The sequence below is a fragment of the Portibacter lacus genome, assembly GCF_021533215.1.
GTDB classification, from domain to species: Bacteria; Bacteroidota; Bacteroidia; order Chitinophagales; family Saprospiraceae; genus Portibacter; species Portibacter lacus.
The window spans coordinates 368,043-383,046 of sequence record NZ_JAJNKA010000003.1 but is presented as its reverse complement, the minus strand read 5'-3'; the positions used below and the strand labels follow the sequence as shown (position 1 = coordinate 383,046).

Sequence of the window (15,004 nt, the reverse complement as noted above, 5' to 3'; positions counted from 1 at the left end):
TCGAATCTCTTTATATTTTCAAATCATATGGATACCATAATTAAATACTTACTTTCTAGTATCAGTCGATGAAATTTTTTCGAAGCTATTTAGCTCTATAACAGAAAGCTGAACTTTTCATTTTAGACAAAAAAAAAGATGCCCCCCTTCTGCTTTTGTTGGGCGGCACCTTATTCGGGCTAACTTTTTTCTTAGTTATTTAGGATTAACGGTAAGCCATCTGAACCACCTACAATAACAACCTTGCTATTTGGAGATTCTGCTAATTTTAGCGTAGCTTCTATGCCCTTATCTCTTAATATTTTTTCATTTAAACTCTTAGAAAGGATTTCATTTGCATCTGCTTTCGCTTGTGCTTCGATTAATCTTCTCTCTGCTTCCTTTCGCTCACTCGTCAATCTAAATTCATATTCCAATGACGATTGTTCCTCTTTCAGTTTTCGCTCTATCGCGTCCTGAAGTGTCTGTGGTAACTTAACGCCCCGAATCAATATATCGTCTATTATTAAGTGATTCTTTTCAACTTTATCTTTCGTTCTTTCGAAAATCTCTAACTGTATCGTCTCTCTCTTCGTTGAGTACAATTCATCTGGTAGGTATTTTCCGATAATCTCTCTTGTAGCAGATCTTAATTCAGGAAGGATAATCGTTCCTAAGTAATCTTTGCCGATTTCATCATGGAGATAAGCAATCTCAGCAGATATTGGTCTATATCTACATGATAATTCAACTTCAATATTAAGACCATTCTTAGAAAGTACAGTCATTTTCTCAAAGTGCTCCTGCATTCTAATATCATAAATGTAAACCTTATTCCAAGGCATAATTACTCTGAACCCCTGAGATAGAGGAGCAGCTTCCTTGTCTAATCCACCTGAAAATCTTTTAAATACAATCCCTTTTTCTCCTGGATCGATGGTCACAAAAGTAGTATTTGATAATATCATAATAATGATAAGGATTATAAATCCTGGGATAAGCAGCTTAGCTAGTCCTCCTTTCCTCTGAGGGTCTAGGTTAATTGTTTTTCTCGTCGTCATATATTTTTTTTTATTTAAATCTATACTCGTATTATGTAAAATACGAATACCTACTAATAAGTTTCTATAAATGATTTTTATTTATAAATCTTCGTCTAAAGTTGATCAAAGTAGGATGAAAGAATGCTAAAGATGAAAGATCTCCTGATGAAATTGAAATGGGATCTTTTAGCAAATAAGTCTTTAGCTGTTGGCAATCGAGCTAATTTCCATGGAATCTTGTTCCATCATACATTTGAAATGGCCTTTCGGGCATTCATTCTTTCCTAATTTAGAACATGGCCTGCATTTTAATCCTTGAACTTGAAAGTGGGCGACTTCTGTTTGGTATGGTCCCATACCAAATTCTGGAACGGTATTTCCCCAGACCATAATAACATGCTTTTTTAATGCTGACGCGATATGCATCATGCCTGTATCACTTGTTATTACTATTTTGGATTGATTAACAATAGACGCTGATTGATCCAGATTATAGTGTCCACATGCATTGCTAACCTTTTCAAATTGTTCGCTTAATTCCTTGCCAAGTGCTTGCTCTTCTGGACCACCTATCAAAACAATGTTATTATTAATCTTCTCAATGATTTCGATGAGCTTTTCTTTCGGAATCCGCTTGGTATAATAGGTAGCTCCCAAAACAATAGCGACATATTGACCTAAATTTAAATCGACTTTATTCTCCTCCCGAACATGGTATTCCAGACCTAGACCATCATCACTTATCTTATCATAAGCTTTGAAATATCTATCTACGATATGAAGGTTGGGTAGTTTGTCAATTTTAAATTTTACAAGTAACCATTTTCTGAAATTCAATTTAGGGAACGTACCCGAAGGTTTACGTAACCAAGTTTTGACGAGCCTAGATCGAATGTTTTTGTGAAGATCTATAATGTAGTCGTATTCTTCGTCTAGAAGAACGTTCTTTATTTCGGTCAATTTCTCCTTGAAATGAATAATCTTATCAAGGTGTGGATTATTACCTAGAACATTCTTGAATTTCTCCTTGGTTAGCAAGTGAACCTCTGCATATAGTTGTTTCTTGCACGCTCTGATTACAGGAGTACACAATACAATATCACCAATACTGCTAAAACGAATGATTAAGACCTTCACTAAAAATGTTGATTATAGTTTAGTGAAGACTGCTGTCCGATTATGCTTTCTAGTAATCACATTAAGCGAATACTGACCAGCTTGTAGATCAGAAATATTATAATTCTTTCTATTCTTACCAGCTATAAGGGTTGTATTCACTTTGTTAATTAACCTTCCATCTATCGCACGAATCTCTATGCTAGCATCTTCCTTATTTTCCAATTCTAATTCGAAGTAGATCATATCACTACTTGGATTAGGGAAAACATTTATGTGCTCTACTATCAATTCTGTTTCCTCAACATCTGATAATGTTCTTGTTCCATTCCTAAACGGAACGCCCCACTTCGCATCGGATATTAGATTTCCAACTGTACTTGGAATAGGTGTGATTTTAGTTTCGTCTAGATTTACAATGAATATGTCCGTATTAAATGTACTCTCATTTGTGAATACCATTTGTTCATCTGTGGCAGTATAGGCAGGATATCCTAAGCTAGAATTATCGAAAATATTCTCGATGTCACCTGTTTCGATATTGGCACCGATAACAGCTCTTTCATTATCTTCTATGTAGTCAAAAGCAATAATATAAGGGGAGTTTTTTGAGAATGTTGGATTCCCAACACTTAACCCGTCAGCAAGATTACTGAACAACTTAGCGATCTGTCCATCCGACCAGTTGCTCGTACTATTATCAAAAACATTTAGAAATCCAATATCCCAATATCCAATTTTCTCACCGAAACTTCCGTCGATTTCACTGTAAACATCAAACATCAAGACTTCTCCTGAAATGTCAAAATCCATCGCATCTGCAAATTTTGCATCACCCGTAGAAACTCCTTCTGAAAAAGTCGGATTGTATAGCTGAAATCCTAAATTGTTAAAATCATCTGTATACCATTCTTGCAAACTAAAATCATAGATATGAATTCGATTAGATTGTGCTAGTTCTACTGCAGCTATTCTATTTCCATCCTTTGATATCGCTACATTAGCCCATATTTCCTGATCTTGCCATATATCAACATTGACTTCTCCAGAATCCCAATTTATAGCAGTATAAGCAATTTGATTATCTGCATTGACATAAAAAATTAAGCTACCATCATCTGTTACACTTGGTTTACTGTAAGGTGGAGATGCAGAGGCAGGATCTAAAACGAGCTCAAGTGAACCATTGGCAAGTTGTAATTTGGTCTGTGACCCATCTGAAAAAACTATAAATCCATCTCCTTCATTAGTTGTCGCATCATTCGTATAATCACCACCAGCACTTTCACCGATGCCAACTTGATCATAGGCAGCCTTAGCCGCATTGGCTTCATTCGCTCCGTAAAGATCTTGAGCTGCTTGAACGACTGCTATTCTTGCGTCAATGAACTGAGATGATCTTGTTAAATATTGAGTTAAGGCTCTATAATATACTTTTTCAGCTTTGTCCTTTCCTACTGCTTCTGCGAATAAGAAGAAAGCATGATTAACAATTCCGCTATTAATATGAACTCCGCCATTATCTGCGGAACCGAAATATTGTTGATTAACATGACCTGGTTGATATCCTCTATCACCTAGTTTTGATCCTCCGTTATTAGGATTCGCCATGTCTCTTAATGCTCCTGTAGTGTAAGCAGATGAGACAACATCTTCTCCAATTTTATAATCATCTCTATCCATCATGACACCGAAGATATCTGCGAAACTTTCATTTAGAGCTCCACTTTCTCCTTCATATTTCAAATTTGCAGAAGACTGTACAACACCGTGGGACATTTCATGACCAGCGACATCTAGTGATCCTGCTAATTCAGAGAATTCTGTATTACCATTACCGTAGAACATCGCCACTCCGTTCCAGAATGCATTATCCATATCAGCATCGTCTTCATCTGTAACATTTACAAACGAAATGATGTTACCTCCACCACCATCGATCGCGTTTCTAGCATGAATATTTTTAAAATAGTCATATGCGATTCCAGCGTTGTAATGAGCTGAGACTGAAGAGCGATCATTCCAGCTATTATTGTCACTTGTTGCTACATGAAATGCGGTAAAATCGTCTGTGCTCGGACTTGAATTTTGTGCATCCATAGTCCATATTACACCTTTAGGTTCATTAGGCATCGTGGATTGTGAACTACTGAAATTCGGCTTCGTCGCATTGATTAGGAAGAAGTTACCTCCTGATTCATAAGTATCTATTGTTCTGTTAATACCGTTCAGGTCAGTTGCATTAGCCGTCTTCGGACCATCTGGTGGAGGCATATGGTCTGCGTGAAAATTGCATATATTATCATGGTCGTGAATAATTTCTCCAGTATTCGCATCCATAAAGTAGGTCTTGTAACTGCCTAAGTTTTCATATGCTTTTATATGATATGCTAGAAATTCTTGATGTGCGTAATCGTCCTTATGATATACGACTAATTCTACTGTTACTTGATTCATGTCTAGCATTTTCAAATGTTCGCTAGGAATTTCAACAAAGTGCTTCATCTTGCTCAGCATTGCTGTCATGTTCTTTTCAGCTTGCCTCGCACTAATCTTAGGTGTAAATGATGCTAATTCTGGGGTAGGAAAACCTCGACCCATTACTGTTTCTATTCTTCCTTTTTTAGCATGCATGGTTAACTCGCCAGCAAATACGGGAATTTCATTTATTACTTGCTGAACTTTAATATGCTGCATACCAATCTCATCAGTTGTAATCTCTTTAATTACCCACTCTTGCTCAGCATTGCTTATATGATATAAAGGAGCGATTTCTTCCAGATAATCGAAGGCCTGTCTAGAAAGTTCAGGCGTGAAATCTTTTAAATTTCCTTTTATATGAATAGGCATTTTATTCTTATCGAATTGGTAAGCCTTTATTTTTTTGTTAATAGATAAAGTGGTCAACTTTCCCAATTGTGTATAATCGACATGAGTCAAATTTTGAGATTGAGGAAGAGTTGGATTGAATGTAGGTTGTTTTAATTCAGTCACAGGAATTCCTGTTTTAGAAATACTTTTTAATTGAGCATTTACCTGAAAACTCCCGGTGATAATCAATAGGAGAAGTAGTATTCGATTCATAATTTATTCTTTAATTTGGCACAAATCCTTTAATTGTGCATACAACAAATTTAGGCTTTTATTTTCAGACTTTCCTGTCCATACTGATTTCAGATGTGTTCCAGCTATGTTAAAATCAACATACTTATAAGTGTTTCCTGGTTTGTTAATTCGAAAACTTAGTAAATCTGAAGATTCAGCAAACTGAAAGAGGTCATCAACTACGGAAGTATCAATTTTTTTAATGAGGCTTCTTTCCTCAGTGAAAGCATTCTCACTGAACAGATTTCCGTCTTTTGTTAATACGTACGAGGTGACAGCACCAGTGAAACCACCGCCATTCCCAAAGCCTATTTCTTCTATTTGAGATTGATTCATCAAGGACATTAAAAGGATCAAAAGCTGTATCATTTCTATTTCTTTTATTGTTAGACGTAAAAAAATAAGAAAATACACAAATAAAAAAGGTGTAAGATTATCATTCTTACACCTAACACACACCTAAAAAACCCTCATGGTAGTATTTAAATGCTAAAATTGAAGCTTGAATACAAGTGTATTGCAAAAATTAACAATACTTATTCTATTTAACCTTCATTTGAACATCTATAACACGCCAAAGAACATATTATATTTTAATATGAACTAACGTCATATTTTAATTTTCGAATAGAAATATTTTGATATTAGCATAAGTGCTAATCTAATGGTGTTCTATAGATCAATTTTACATTTAATGAAGAGAAATCTACTTAGAATTTTGCTCATAGTTAATGATCTACTAATAGATTGTGGCTCTATTTTTAAATGTTATCCCTAATATCATATTTAAGATTTATAACGCTGTTGACATTTGTCAACTACTAGATAAATTTTTCATTTTTTTCTTAATCCTTGTAAAGGTTTCCTTCTTGATTCCTAAATAGGATGCTATTTGTGTTTGAGTTACACGGTCCATGACTTTCGGATTTGCAGAAAGTAATTCTGCGTATTTCTGAAGAGCTGTATTTGCTTGTGCACTGAAAGCTCTTTGTTCCATGAATATGAAATACTCTTCGATCAATCTCCTGGAGAAGGTCTCGAAGGAATGGTGTTTTATCCTCAAATTATCTATTTCAGATTGTGATATCGATAAAAAGGTAGTGTCTTCCATGGCAATAATACCTGTATTACTAGGCGATTCTCTAACAGTACTCTTTAAAACCGCAATGATATCATCCTCGAATGAAAACCAAGTGTTGTATTCTGATCCGTCTTTCGCAATTCTAAAATGCCGAACGGCGCCTTTTTTGACAATATACATATGTCGACAAACTTGGTTGATTCTAAGTAAACTTTCACCTTTCAAAAGCTTTACTTCTGCGAAACTGTTTGTAAACTCCTCGAGCACTGAAGGTGGTAAGATATGGATTAAGCTTTTTAATGGGGAATGGTTAATACTCACTAGTTTTTCGCCTAAAATAAGCGATTATTTATCTATAAACCAATCTTTAAATCACCTTAATAAACTTTAATTTCATTTGTTTAAAGTTTACACTTTTAGTAATATTTGTAGTAACTTTTAGAGTTTTATACACGTAGTAATTTGGCGTCCAGTTCGCCTGAAATACTAGCAGATAAAAGATGATATGAAGGGGTGGTCTGTCGGAAATTTGTGCTTGGAATAGGACTTTGGTAAAAGATCGATAGGCAGAAGAAACAAGCACATTAGGTAGCGGTGGAATTTATATGATTGACCAGGTATAATTGTTATTCATATACCTGGCCAATTAATAATATCAATTCTCCAGATTTCAACTTATTTGTTGAATTTATGGAGTATCAAATTTTATTTCATAATCTCCTCTTGGTGATTGATGCTTTCCTGATGTACAGATCTGAATAATTTGTTGATAAATTCAACGCTTAGTCCGAGATTAGTAGCTTTCTTTTCAGATTTCTCTAAAATTGCATTCCATCTTTCTGGTTGTAGGATAGAAATGTTATTTGCTTTTTTATACACTCCTATTTCCTCAGCCAATTTCATTCGATCATCAAGGATTCTTAATAATTCATCGTCCAGAACATCGATTTTAGATCTTAATACAGCAAGATCTGACTGATCTACACTTGTTCCACCTTTTTCTCTAATCACAAGATCGCTTACTAACTGTCCGAAAACTTTTGGTGTAATCTGCTGAGCAGCATCACTCCATGCTTTATCAGGATTGTTGTGCACTTCCGTCATTAATCCATCAAAATTTAAATCCATCGCTACTTGAGCTACATCCTTAAGGATATCTCTTCGTCCACATATGTGACTGTTGTCATTGATGATCAATAAATCTGGAAATTGTCTTTTTAATTCGATAGGAATCTGCCAAGTTGGAGCATTTCTATAGTTCGTTTCACCGAATGAAGAAAACCCTCTGTGAATGGCGGCGATTTTAGTAATCCCAGCTTTATATAATCTTTCGATTCCACCTATCCATAATTTAAGATCGGCGTTGATTGGATTTTTCACCATCACTGGAATGTCTACTCCTTCTAATGCATCTGCAATATCCTGAACTGAAAAAGGATTCACGGTAGTTCTTGCTCCTATCCAAAGTACATCGATGTCATGGTATAAGCATTCATCCACGTGCACTCGATTCGCAACTTCAGTAGTTACTTTTAGACCAGTTTCTTCTTTAACTCGTCTTAACCACTTAAGTCCTAGTGCACCTACACCTTCGAATGAACCAGGTTTCGTTCTAGGCTTCCATATCCCCGCTCTATATAGGTCTATGTTTTGATCTTTTAATTCATGTGCAATTCCTAGTACTTGTTCTTCTGTCTCAGCACTACAAGGACCTGCAATGATGTAAGGTCTTTTTTTATCTGCTCCGAATGGATTTTCAAATTTCATTTCCATGTTACTATCTATTTTAGTATTTTTTTAATTTTATTTGCTTCACAGATTAAGTCGTGAAACTTTTCGTAATTCTTTTTTATTAATGAGCTTCTGAAATCTGACAGCACACTGATGTGCTCATCTAAGACTTCTAAAACATTGTCTCTATTCTGTTCAAAAATAGGCACCCAAGTGGCTGGTGAACTTTTTGCTAATCTTACCGTACTACTAAATCCTGTACTTGCTAACTCAAATATTCGATCTTCATCCACTTCTTTCTTTAATACCGTAATGGCCAATGCGAAAGAACTGATATGTGAAATATGAGAAACATAGGCAACATGTGTATCATGAGCCTCAGCTTCTTGCAAAAGTACTTTCATTTCCATTTTCTCAAACATGGACCTAACCATCTCAAATTTTTCAAGATCGCTATCTCCATGATCGCATATCACAACGTACTTATTTGTAAATAATCCAGAAACCGCAGCTTCAGGACCTGAATATTCTGTTCCTGCCATCGGGTGACAAGCCACAAAATTACTTCTCTTCGGATGTCCTTTTACTTTACGAATAATTTCGGCTTTAGTAGATCCTACATCGATCACTGTCTGTTCTTCCACAAGGTCTAATACGTCTCTGATAATAGAAGGAATGGTATTTACTGGTGTAGCAACAATTACAAAGTCACTCGCATTCACAGCTTCCTCTAGTGGCAGACACTGATCCACTAAGCCTAATGAAAGCGCTATTTCTTGATGTTCAGGTGAAGCATCTACACCTATTATATTCGTCGCAATATCTAGTGTTCTCAAACTTTTCACAAGAGACCCACCTATTAACCCCAATCCTATTACTGCTACTTTCATCTTTCTAGTTTGAATTTTTCAATTCTTTCTCTCGCTTGAGCTAATAAACTACTTGGTTGACAAAGGGAAATTCGAATGTATCGATTACCGTTACTTCCAAAAATATTTCCAGGTGTTATAAAAACATTGGCACCATATAAGATTTCATCTGCTAATTCTATAGCATCTTTATAATGGTCTTGAATTTTAGCCCATAAAAACATACCGCTTTGGTCTCCTTTATAACTACAACCTAGTAGATCGATTATTTTTTCGGCCTCTACTTTTCGTTCAGTATATGTTTCTGTCAATGAATCAAACCATGCTTGATCCATCGATAACGCTGCGATTGCTCCTTCTTGAAGTGCTCTGAACATTCCAGAATCCATATTGCTCTTGAACTTAAGAATGGTCTGAATATAATCACTTCGTCCTCCGAGCATTCCGACTCTCCACCCTGACATGTTATGTGACTTGCTTAACGAGTTAAGCTCTAAGCAACAATCCATTGCACCTTCTATACTAAGGATGCTAAATTGTTCCTTATTTAAGATGAAGGAATATGGATTATCATGGCAAAGAAGAATGCTGTTCTCCTTGCACAAGGCTACTAGTTTTTCAAATGTTTCCTTGTTTCCACGAGCACCTGTGGGCATATTCGGATAATTAATCCACATTAATTTCACCTTAGATAAATCCATGGCTTCTAACTCTTTGAAATTAGGAAGCCAATTATTTTCCGCTGTCAAGTTATAGAGCACACTTTCTGCACCACTTAATTTTGCTGCGGATTCATAAGCAGGATATCCAGGATTAGGTATGAGCACTTGGTCTCCTTTTTCCAGAAAACTCATGGTAATGTGCATTATACCTTCCTTCGAACCGATTAATGGTAGAATTTCACTAGCTGGATTCAGAGTTGTATCGAAATATTTCAAGTACCAATCTGCGAATGCTTTTCTAAGTTCTGGCAAACCAGAATAGGACTGATACCCATGATAGCTATCATTTTCAGCAGCGTTCTTTAGGGCGGTTACCGCTTCAGCAGGTGGAGCTAGATCAGGTTTCCCAATACCAAGATTTATGACATCTTTGCCATCAGCATTCATCTGTCCTACCTCTCTGAGCTTATGTGAGAAGTAATATTCTTTAACATGATTAAGGCGAGAAGCTTGTTTAACTATCATAGTATTCTCCTTTTTCATAAGTTCCTAAAATCTGTAATTCTGAAGAATCGTTTCTTAAATCTGCCATAATGGTTTCGAAATCGCCTTTACCATTAATGATGAAATCAACAAAGAAGTAATATTGCCATTCTTTCCCAACGATGGGCATGGACTGTATTTTAGTAAGATTGGTATTATTCTTACTTAGATTATGTAGTACCGTGCTTAAGCTTCCCACTTGGTGTTCTACAGCAAATGAAACAGAAACCTTTACGTGATTTTTCTTGTATTCTTGTTGGTTTTTTCTTTCTAAAACGAGAAAGCGGGTATAGTTTCTATGATTTGTTTCGATCTCTTCTGCGATAACTTCTAGGCCGATCTGTTCCGCCGCTAATTTGCTTGCAATTGCTGCCCGCTTTGGGTTTTTATTTTGCTTTACTCTAACCGCACTTGCTGCGGTGTCATCAGCTTCTACTAAACGGATGTGTTCGTAATCCAAGAAAAAATCTGCACACTGGAGAATAGCCATTGGATGAGAATGCACTTCTTCGATGTCTTCTATCTTGGTCCCGTTAATGGCTAGTAAGTTGTGTTTTATTCGAAGTAGTACTTCTCCTACGATTGTTAAGTTAGAATCTTTAAGTAAAATGTAGTTTTGCAATAATGAACCTGCGATAGTATTTTCTATTGCCATTATTGCATAATCGGACACACTTGGGTCTTCTGCTTTTACAATCAGATCTGAAAAAGTCATAGCAGGAACAACTTCCACCTCTTCTTTGTCAAAGTGATGTCTGGCAGCAATTTCATGAAATGCACCAGGTACTCCTTGTATAACAACTTTTATAGGCTCTTTTCTTTTCATGTCAAATTTGGCATTTAGCCATTATTATAAAATAAAAAGGAGCACTCATTTGAGAACTCCTTTTCTATATTATTATATACACGAAGTTCTTATCTCACTTTAGCATAAAAGTAAAAGAAGAAACAGAAACATGTATTGTTAAGTATATTTGTCATTTCGGCTCAAACTTATCCTTTATTTTCGAATTATGAAACAAAAAAACATTTAAATTTAGTCTTAATATCTAAAAATCAATTACTTAAAGGTGCAATTATTGCACTTGCAACTTGTACTTATGTTTTTATAATTAGAGATAATCTTTCTAATTGTTATTTTTTGAACCCTATTTATTTTGATTTGTTCTTTAATTTAATTTCTGATCAAAAAAGTATTATCTTGACCTAAAGTCAAAATTTCAACAAAAAGGACTATGAATATTTCTGAAAAAAAAATTGTAAATACGGATAAAAAAGAATTATCTCGATTGTTTCAGCTCCAAAACGGTTTTCAATACGAATATGGAAATCAGCCCATTGAAAAACGGGTGCAAAGGTTGAATAAGCTGAAAAAATCAATAGAAAATAACAGAGAAGGTATTGTAGAAGCAGTATTTAATGATTTTCGAAAGCCTGCTGTAGAAGTTAACGCAACAGAAATATTACCAGTCATTGCTGAGATTAAGCATGCGAAACGGAATATCGGAAGATGGACAAGTGTACATAGTGTGCCTACACCACTTTCCATGTTAGGTTCTTCTTCTAAGATTATTATGGAACCTAAGGGCGTTGGATTAATTATTTCGCCTTGGAATTTCCCCATTATGCTGACCCTCGCACCATTAGTGGGAGCGATTGCTGCAGGTTGTCCTGTTATTTTGAAGCCCTCAGAAAATACTCCACATTCATCAGAAATACTTCAAAAAATCATTAGTGAAGCATTTGGTGAGCAAGAAGTCGCCCTTGTTCAGGGAGATGCAGAAACGTCTACTTATTTGCTCGGTCTGCCATTTAATCATATTTATTTTACAGGAGCACCATCTATTGGAAAAATAGTAATGAAAGCTGCTGCAGAGCATTTGGCGTCTGTGACCCTCGAGCTTGGAGGGAAATCTCCTGTGATCGTGGACGAATCTGCAAATATTAAAAATGCAGCCAAGAGAATTTCTTGGGCTAAGTTTATTAATGCAGGTCAGATATGTATAGCTCCTGATTACTTGCTCGTGCATTCGAAGGTTAAAGATAAGCTGATTGCTGCCTTGAGAAGTCAATTAGAAGATTTCTTCACTAAGCAAGCTAAAGATTCTGGTTCTTATTCTAGAATTGTGAATCGAAAGCACTTCGAGAGATTAGATGGATATCTTAAAGATGCCCTTAATAAAAATGGGAATTTTGAATTCGGAGGAAAAGTAGATGCTGATCAGAATTATATAGAACCGACGGTAATTTCTGGTTTGGATGACGATGCGAAACTATTGGAAGATGAGATTTTCGGACCTGTTCTACCGATAATCGAATTTGATGATATCAAAGAGGTACCTAAGATTGTACAATCAAGAGAAAAGCCACTTGCATTATATATATACAGTGGAAGTAAGAAGAACATTAATTTTGTTGTCAATAATACAAGAGCTTGTGGAACGGCTGTAAATCATTCCCTAGTTCATATTATGAACCCAAATCTCCCATTCGGAGGATCTAACAACAGTGGAATAGGAAAGGGAATGGGATATTTTGGGTTTCTAGAATTCACGAATCAACGTGGTTACTTAAAGCAAGTGACGCCGATAAGTGCTACTGATTTGCTGACTCCACCGTATAACGGATTTTCAAAGTGGTTGGTTAGTTTTACGGAGAAATATCTTAGTTAGACTTGGAATGGAACCCAGCCACTATCGGGATCATTTCCCTTTTTCGATAGACCAGCTAGTACCTTCCATTCATGCTGTGCATTAATTCCGACATAGGTTCCAGGAATATTAGGTGGAATCATGAATTCCGCTTGCCATTCGTATTCGCCGTCCCGATCTAATCTGAAATTCTGATCGATGATGAGTTCATTTTTGAAAGTAGTCGCATGAGCTGTCCTATTAGTTCCACCTGTTGTTCGAGCTCTCGTATTCGTTCCATGATAGTTAGCGTCTCTGTAACGAACGGTTTCTTCAGCTTTTAATTTCAGATAAAGCTTGTCTACAAGTATATCGTGTTCTTTTACTTGACAGAAAACGGTTACGAGTACTCGACCTTCTGTTTGGACAAGACTATTGTCTATAGAAAGATGCAATTCAGCACCTGAACCGGAGATGTAGTTTTTAAACTTTTTAAGTTTATCGAAAATTCCCATAGTTGATCATTTGAGGTTAGAAAGATATTAATTTTTATATTAGGTTTTAAATAAAGAGCAGATGAAAGAAGTATTTATTCCTAAATCAGATGCCTTGGAAGTTGAACAATTTAGGGACATAGATTACTACGCAGTCGAAAACTATGGACTTCCCATAGAATTGATGATGGAGAATGCAGGATTGCAATTGGCTAATCTTGTTGCACAAAGCGTAGAGAATAAGTCTAGATCAATTCTAATCGGAATAGGAAATGGAAATAATGGTGGAGGTGGATTAGTAGCGGCAAGAAGATTATCGGCGTGGGGCTATCGAGTTTATTTAGATCTTTTCAAGGAGATCAATAAGGATTTACCAAAGTTACAATTAGAGAGGGCTTTGAAATTTGGGGCTATAATGGAAAAGATAGAAGATCCAGATGTATGGGTAGATGCATACTTAGGATTTTCTCAGAGATTACCATTGCCAGCGGAATTAACTGAGCGAATTTCAGAAGCTAATAATGGTCAATGTTTAAAGATTTCTTTGGATCTCCCTACGGGTTACACTAATGAGGATTCGGAGCATTACTTTCAGGCAGATAAAGTGCTAACATTGGCAGCGCCAAAGAAGATTCTTTATGGCCTTTCTCGTGCAGACATCTATGTTGCTGATCTCGGAATTCCAGGAGCAATTTATGAAAAGTTCAATGCTAAGATTCTACCTTTTCAAGATGGGAACATTATCAAGTTAAAGAAGGAAATTTATATGCCTGATGGAGTTACGTCAGTGATTGAACTTCATCGAGGAATGCTATCGAAGGGTGAATCTTCTGTTACAATTTTAGAATTTATTAAAGAATATGCTGACCGTCTGAAGGCGGGATTTGAGGCTAAAAACAAGGCAGTTGCTATTGATATCCTAAATTATTACAAACCATTAATGGGGAGAACTCAGGAAGAAATTTTTAAGGAATCATTGGAAGATTCAGACTTTCTAATAATCGCTGCGAATGTTCATGGATATGATTCATCAGATAAGATTCCGACTGAATTAATTGATATAAAATTTGAAAAGGCAGTTGATTTATTATTGGCAGGAGAATATTATGATTTGAAAGTGATGCTTGAAGAATCGCCGCACCTAGTTCACCAGCATTCCCAATTTGGTCACAAAGGACAATTGATTCATTATTGTGCATCAAATGCCGTAGAAATTTATAGACAAGTAGTTCCAGTAAACTTATCAGATATAATTGCTTTATTAATTTCTTATGGTGCAGATCCTACAGTGAAAATTCCTGTTTACGGAGGACAGTTTGACTTCATGGCATTGTATGAAAGTAGTGCGCATCCTCACGAAGCTCCGTTCGACATTGACCTAAGTAATCTATAATTATGAAATAGAAAGAGCTTAGAAGCTGAAAGTGTATTGTTACTCCTTATAGATTATATTTAGGTATGAATTTTGGGAAAAGGGGGTATATGTCAATTTTATAGTGAAGCGTAATTAACTTTAATTGCTGTTCCGATTCTAGCTTTGAACCTTTTGTTCGAGCGCAATAAGTTTACTTTGTTCTACTTCTGGACGCTTAATGCGGACTTTGAGTTCTTGATTTTCCAATGCTAGGGCTTGGATCATTCTACCAAGTTCCTCCTATAATAAGATGCTGGTGATTTTTCCTATAATTGGCGATAAGTTATCTTTTATGTAATGATACCGCCAATTATACTTCGCGACAATTGCATAATGC

Annotated in this window: 12 protein-coding genes; 2 read left to right on the top strand and 10 right to left on the bottom strand. The window is 35.9% G+C overall.

What is annotated here, in order from left to right; translation table 11 throughout:
* Positions 1-191: 191 nt before the first annotated feature.
* The 9 genes from L2586_RS06735 to L2586_RS06695 form a co-directional block, all read right to left on the bottom strand.
* Positions 192-1,040: a prohibitin family protein gene (locus L2586_RS06735; RefSeq protein ID WP_235292035.1), complete on the bottom strand. Its 849-nt coding sequence runs from the start codon at positions 1,038-1,040 to the stop codon at positions 192-194.
* A gap of 183 nt (positions 1,041-1,223) precedes the next feature.
* Entirely contained in the window at positions 1,224-2,159 is a 936-nt protein-coding gene (locus L2586_RS06730; RefSeq protein WP_235292034.1) for a glycosyltransferase family 9 protein, read from the bottom strand.
* A gap of 12 nt (positions 2,160-2,171) precedes the next feature.
* The gene (locus L2586_RS06725) at positions 2,172-5,222 is read right to left on the bottom strand and encodes a M4 family metallopeptidase (protein WP_235292033.1); all 3,051 of its coding nucleotides are present in this window, start codon (positions 5,220-5,222) and stop codon (positions 2,172-2,174) included.
* A gap of 3 nt (positions 5,223-5,225) precedes the next feature.
* The gene (locus L2586_RS06720; RefSeq protein WP_235292032.1) at positions 5,226-5,612 is read right to left on the bottom strand and encodes a hypothetical protein; all 387 of its coding nucleotides are present in this window, start codon (positions 5,610-5,612) and stop codon (positions 5,226-5,228) included.
* A gap of 445 nt (positions 5,613-6,057) precedes the next feature.
* Complete coding sequence (locus L2586_RS06715; RefSeq protein ID WP_284284628.1) at positions 6,058-6,591, bottom strand: Crp/Fnr family transcriptional regulator; 534 nt, start codon at positions 6,589-6,591, stop codon at positions 6,058-6,060.
* A 438-nt stretch (positions 6,592-7,029) separates the two neighbouring features.
* The gene (locus tag L2586_RS06710; RefSeq protein ID WP_235292030.1) at positions 7,030-8,097 is read right to left on the bottom strand and encodes a bifunctional 3-deoxy-7-phosphoheptulonate synthase/chorismate mutase type II; all 1,068 of its coding nucleotides are present in this window, start codon (positions 8,095-8,097) and stop codon (positions 7,030-7,032) included.
* An 8-nt stretch (positions 8,098-8,105) separates the two neighbouring features.
* Positions 8,106-8,945, bottom strand: a complete 840-nt coding sequence (locus L2586_RS06705) for a prephenate dehydrogenase (protein ID WP_235292029.1) — start codon at positions 8,943-8,945, stop codon at positions 8,106-8,108.
* Positions 8,942-10,129, bottom strand: a complete 1,188-nt coding sequence (locus L2586_RS06700) for a pyridoxal phosphate-dependent aminotransferase (RefSeq protein ID WP_348535585.1) — start codon at positions 10,127-10,129, stop codon at positions 8,942-8,944. Before L2586_RS06700 ends, L2586_RS06705 begins: the two co-directional genes overlap by 4 nt.
* Positions 10,101-10,955, bottom strand: coding sequence for a prephenate dehydratase (locus L2586_RS06695; RefSeq protein ID WP_235292027.1), 855 nt, complete (start codon positions 10,953-10,955; stop codon positions 10,101-10,103). The genes L2586_RS06700 and L2586_RS06695 overlap by 29 nt, the downstream gene beginning before the upstream one ends.
* A gap of 409 nt (positions 10,956-11,364) precedes the next feature.
* Between L2586_RS06695 and L2586_RS06690 the strand changes: the two genes are divergently transcribed.
* On the top strand, positions 11,365-12,801 hold the full coding sequence (locus L2586_RS06690; protein ID WP_235292026.1) for an aldehyde dehydrogenase family protein: 1,437 nt from the start codon (positions 11,365-11,367) through the stop codon (positions 12,799-12,801).
* Here L2586_RS06690 and L2586_RS06685 read toward each other — a convergent pair.
* A complete protein-coding gene (locus L2586_RS06685; protein WP_235292025.1) occupies positions 12,798-13,274 on the bottom strand; it encodes a hypothetical protein in 477 nt (158 codons plus the stop codon). The two genes, L2586_RS06690 and L2586_RS06685, sit on opposite strands and share 4 nt — an antisense overlap.
* A gap of 61 nt (positions 13,275-13,335) precedes the next feature.
* On the opposite strand from L2586_RS06685, the gene L2586_RS06680 reads away from it, so the two are divergent.
* Entirely contained in the window at positions 13,336-14,646 is a 1,311-nt protein-coding gene (locus tag L2586_RS06680; protein WP_235292024.1) for an NAD(P)H-hydrate epimerase, read from the top strand.
* Positions 14,647-15,004: the final 358 nt, after the last annotated feature.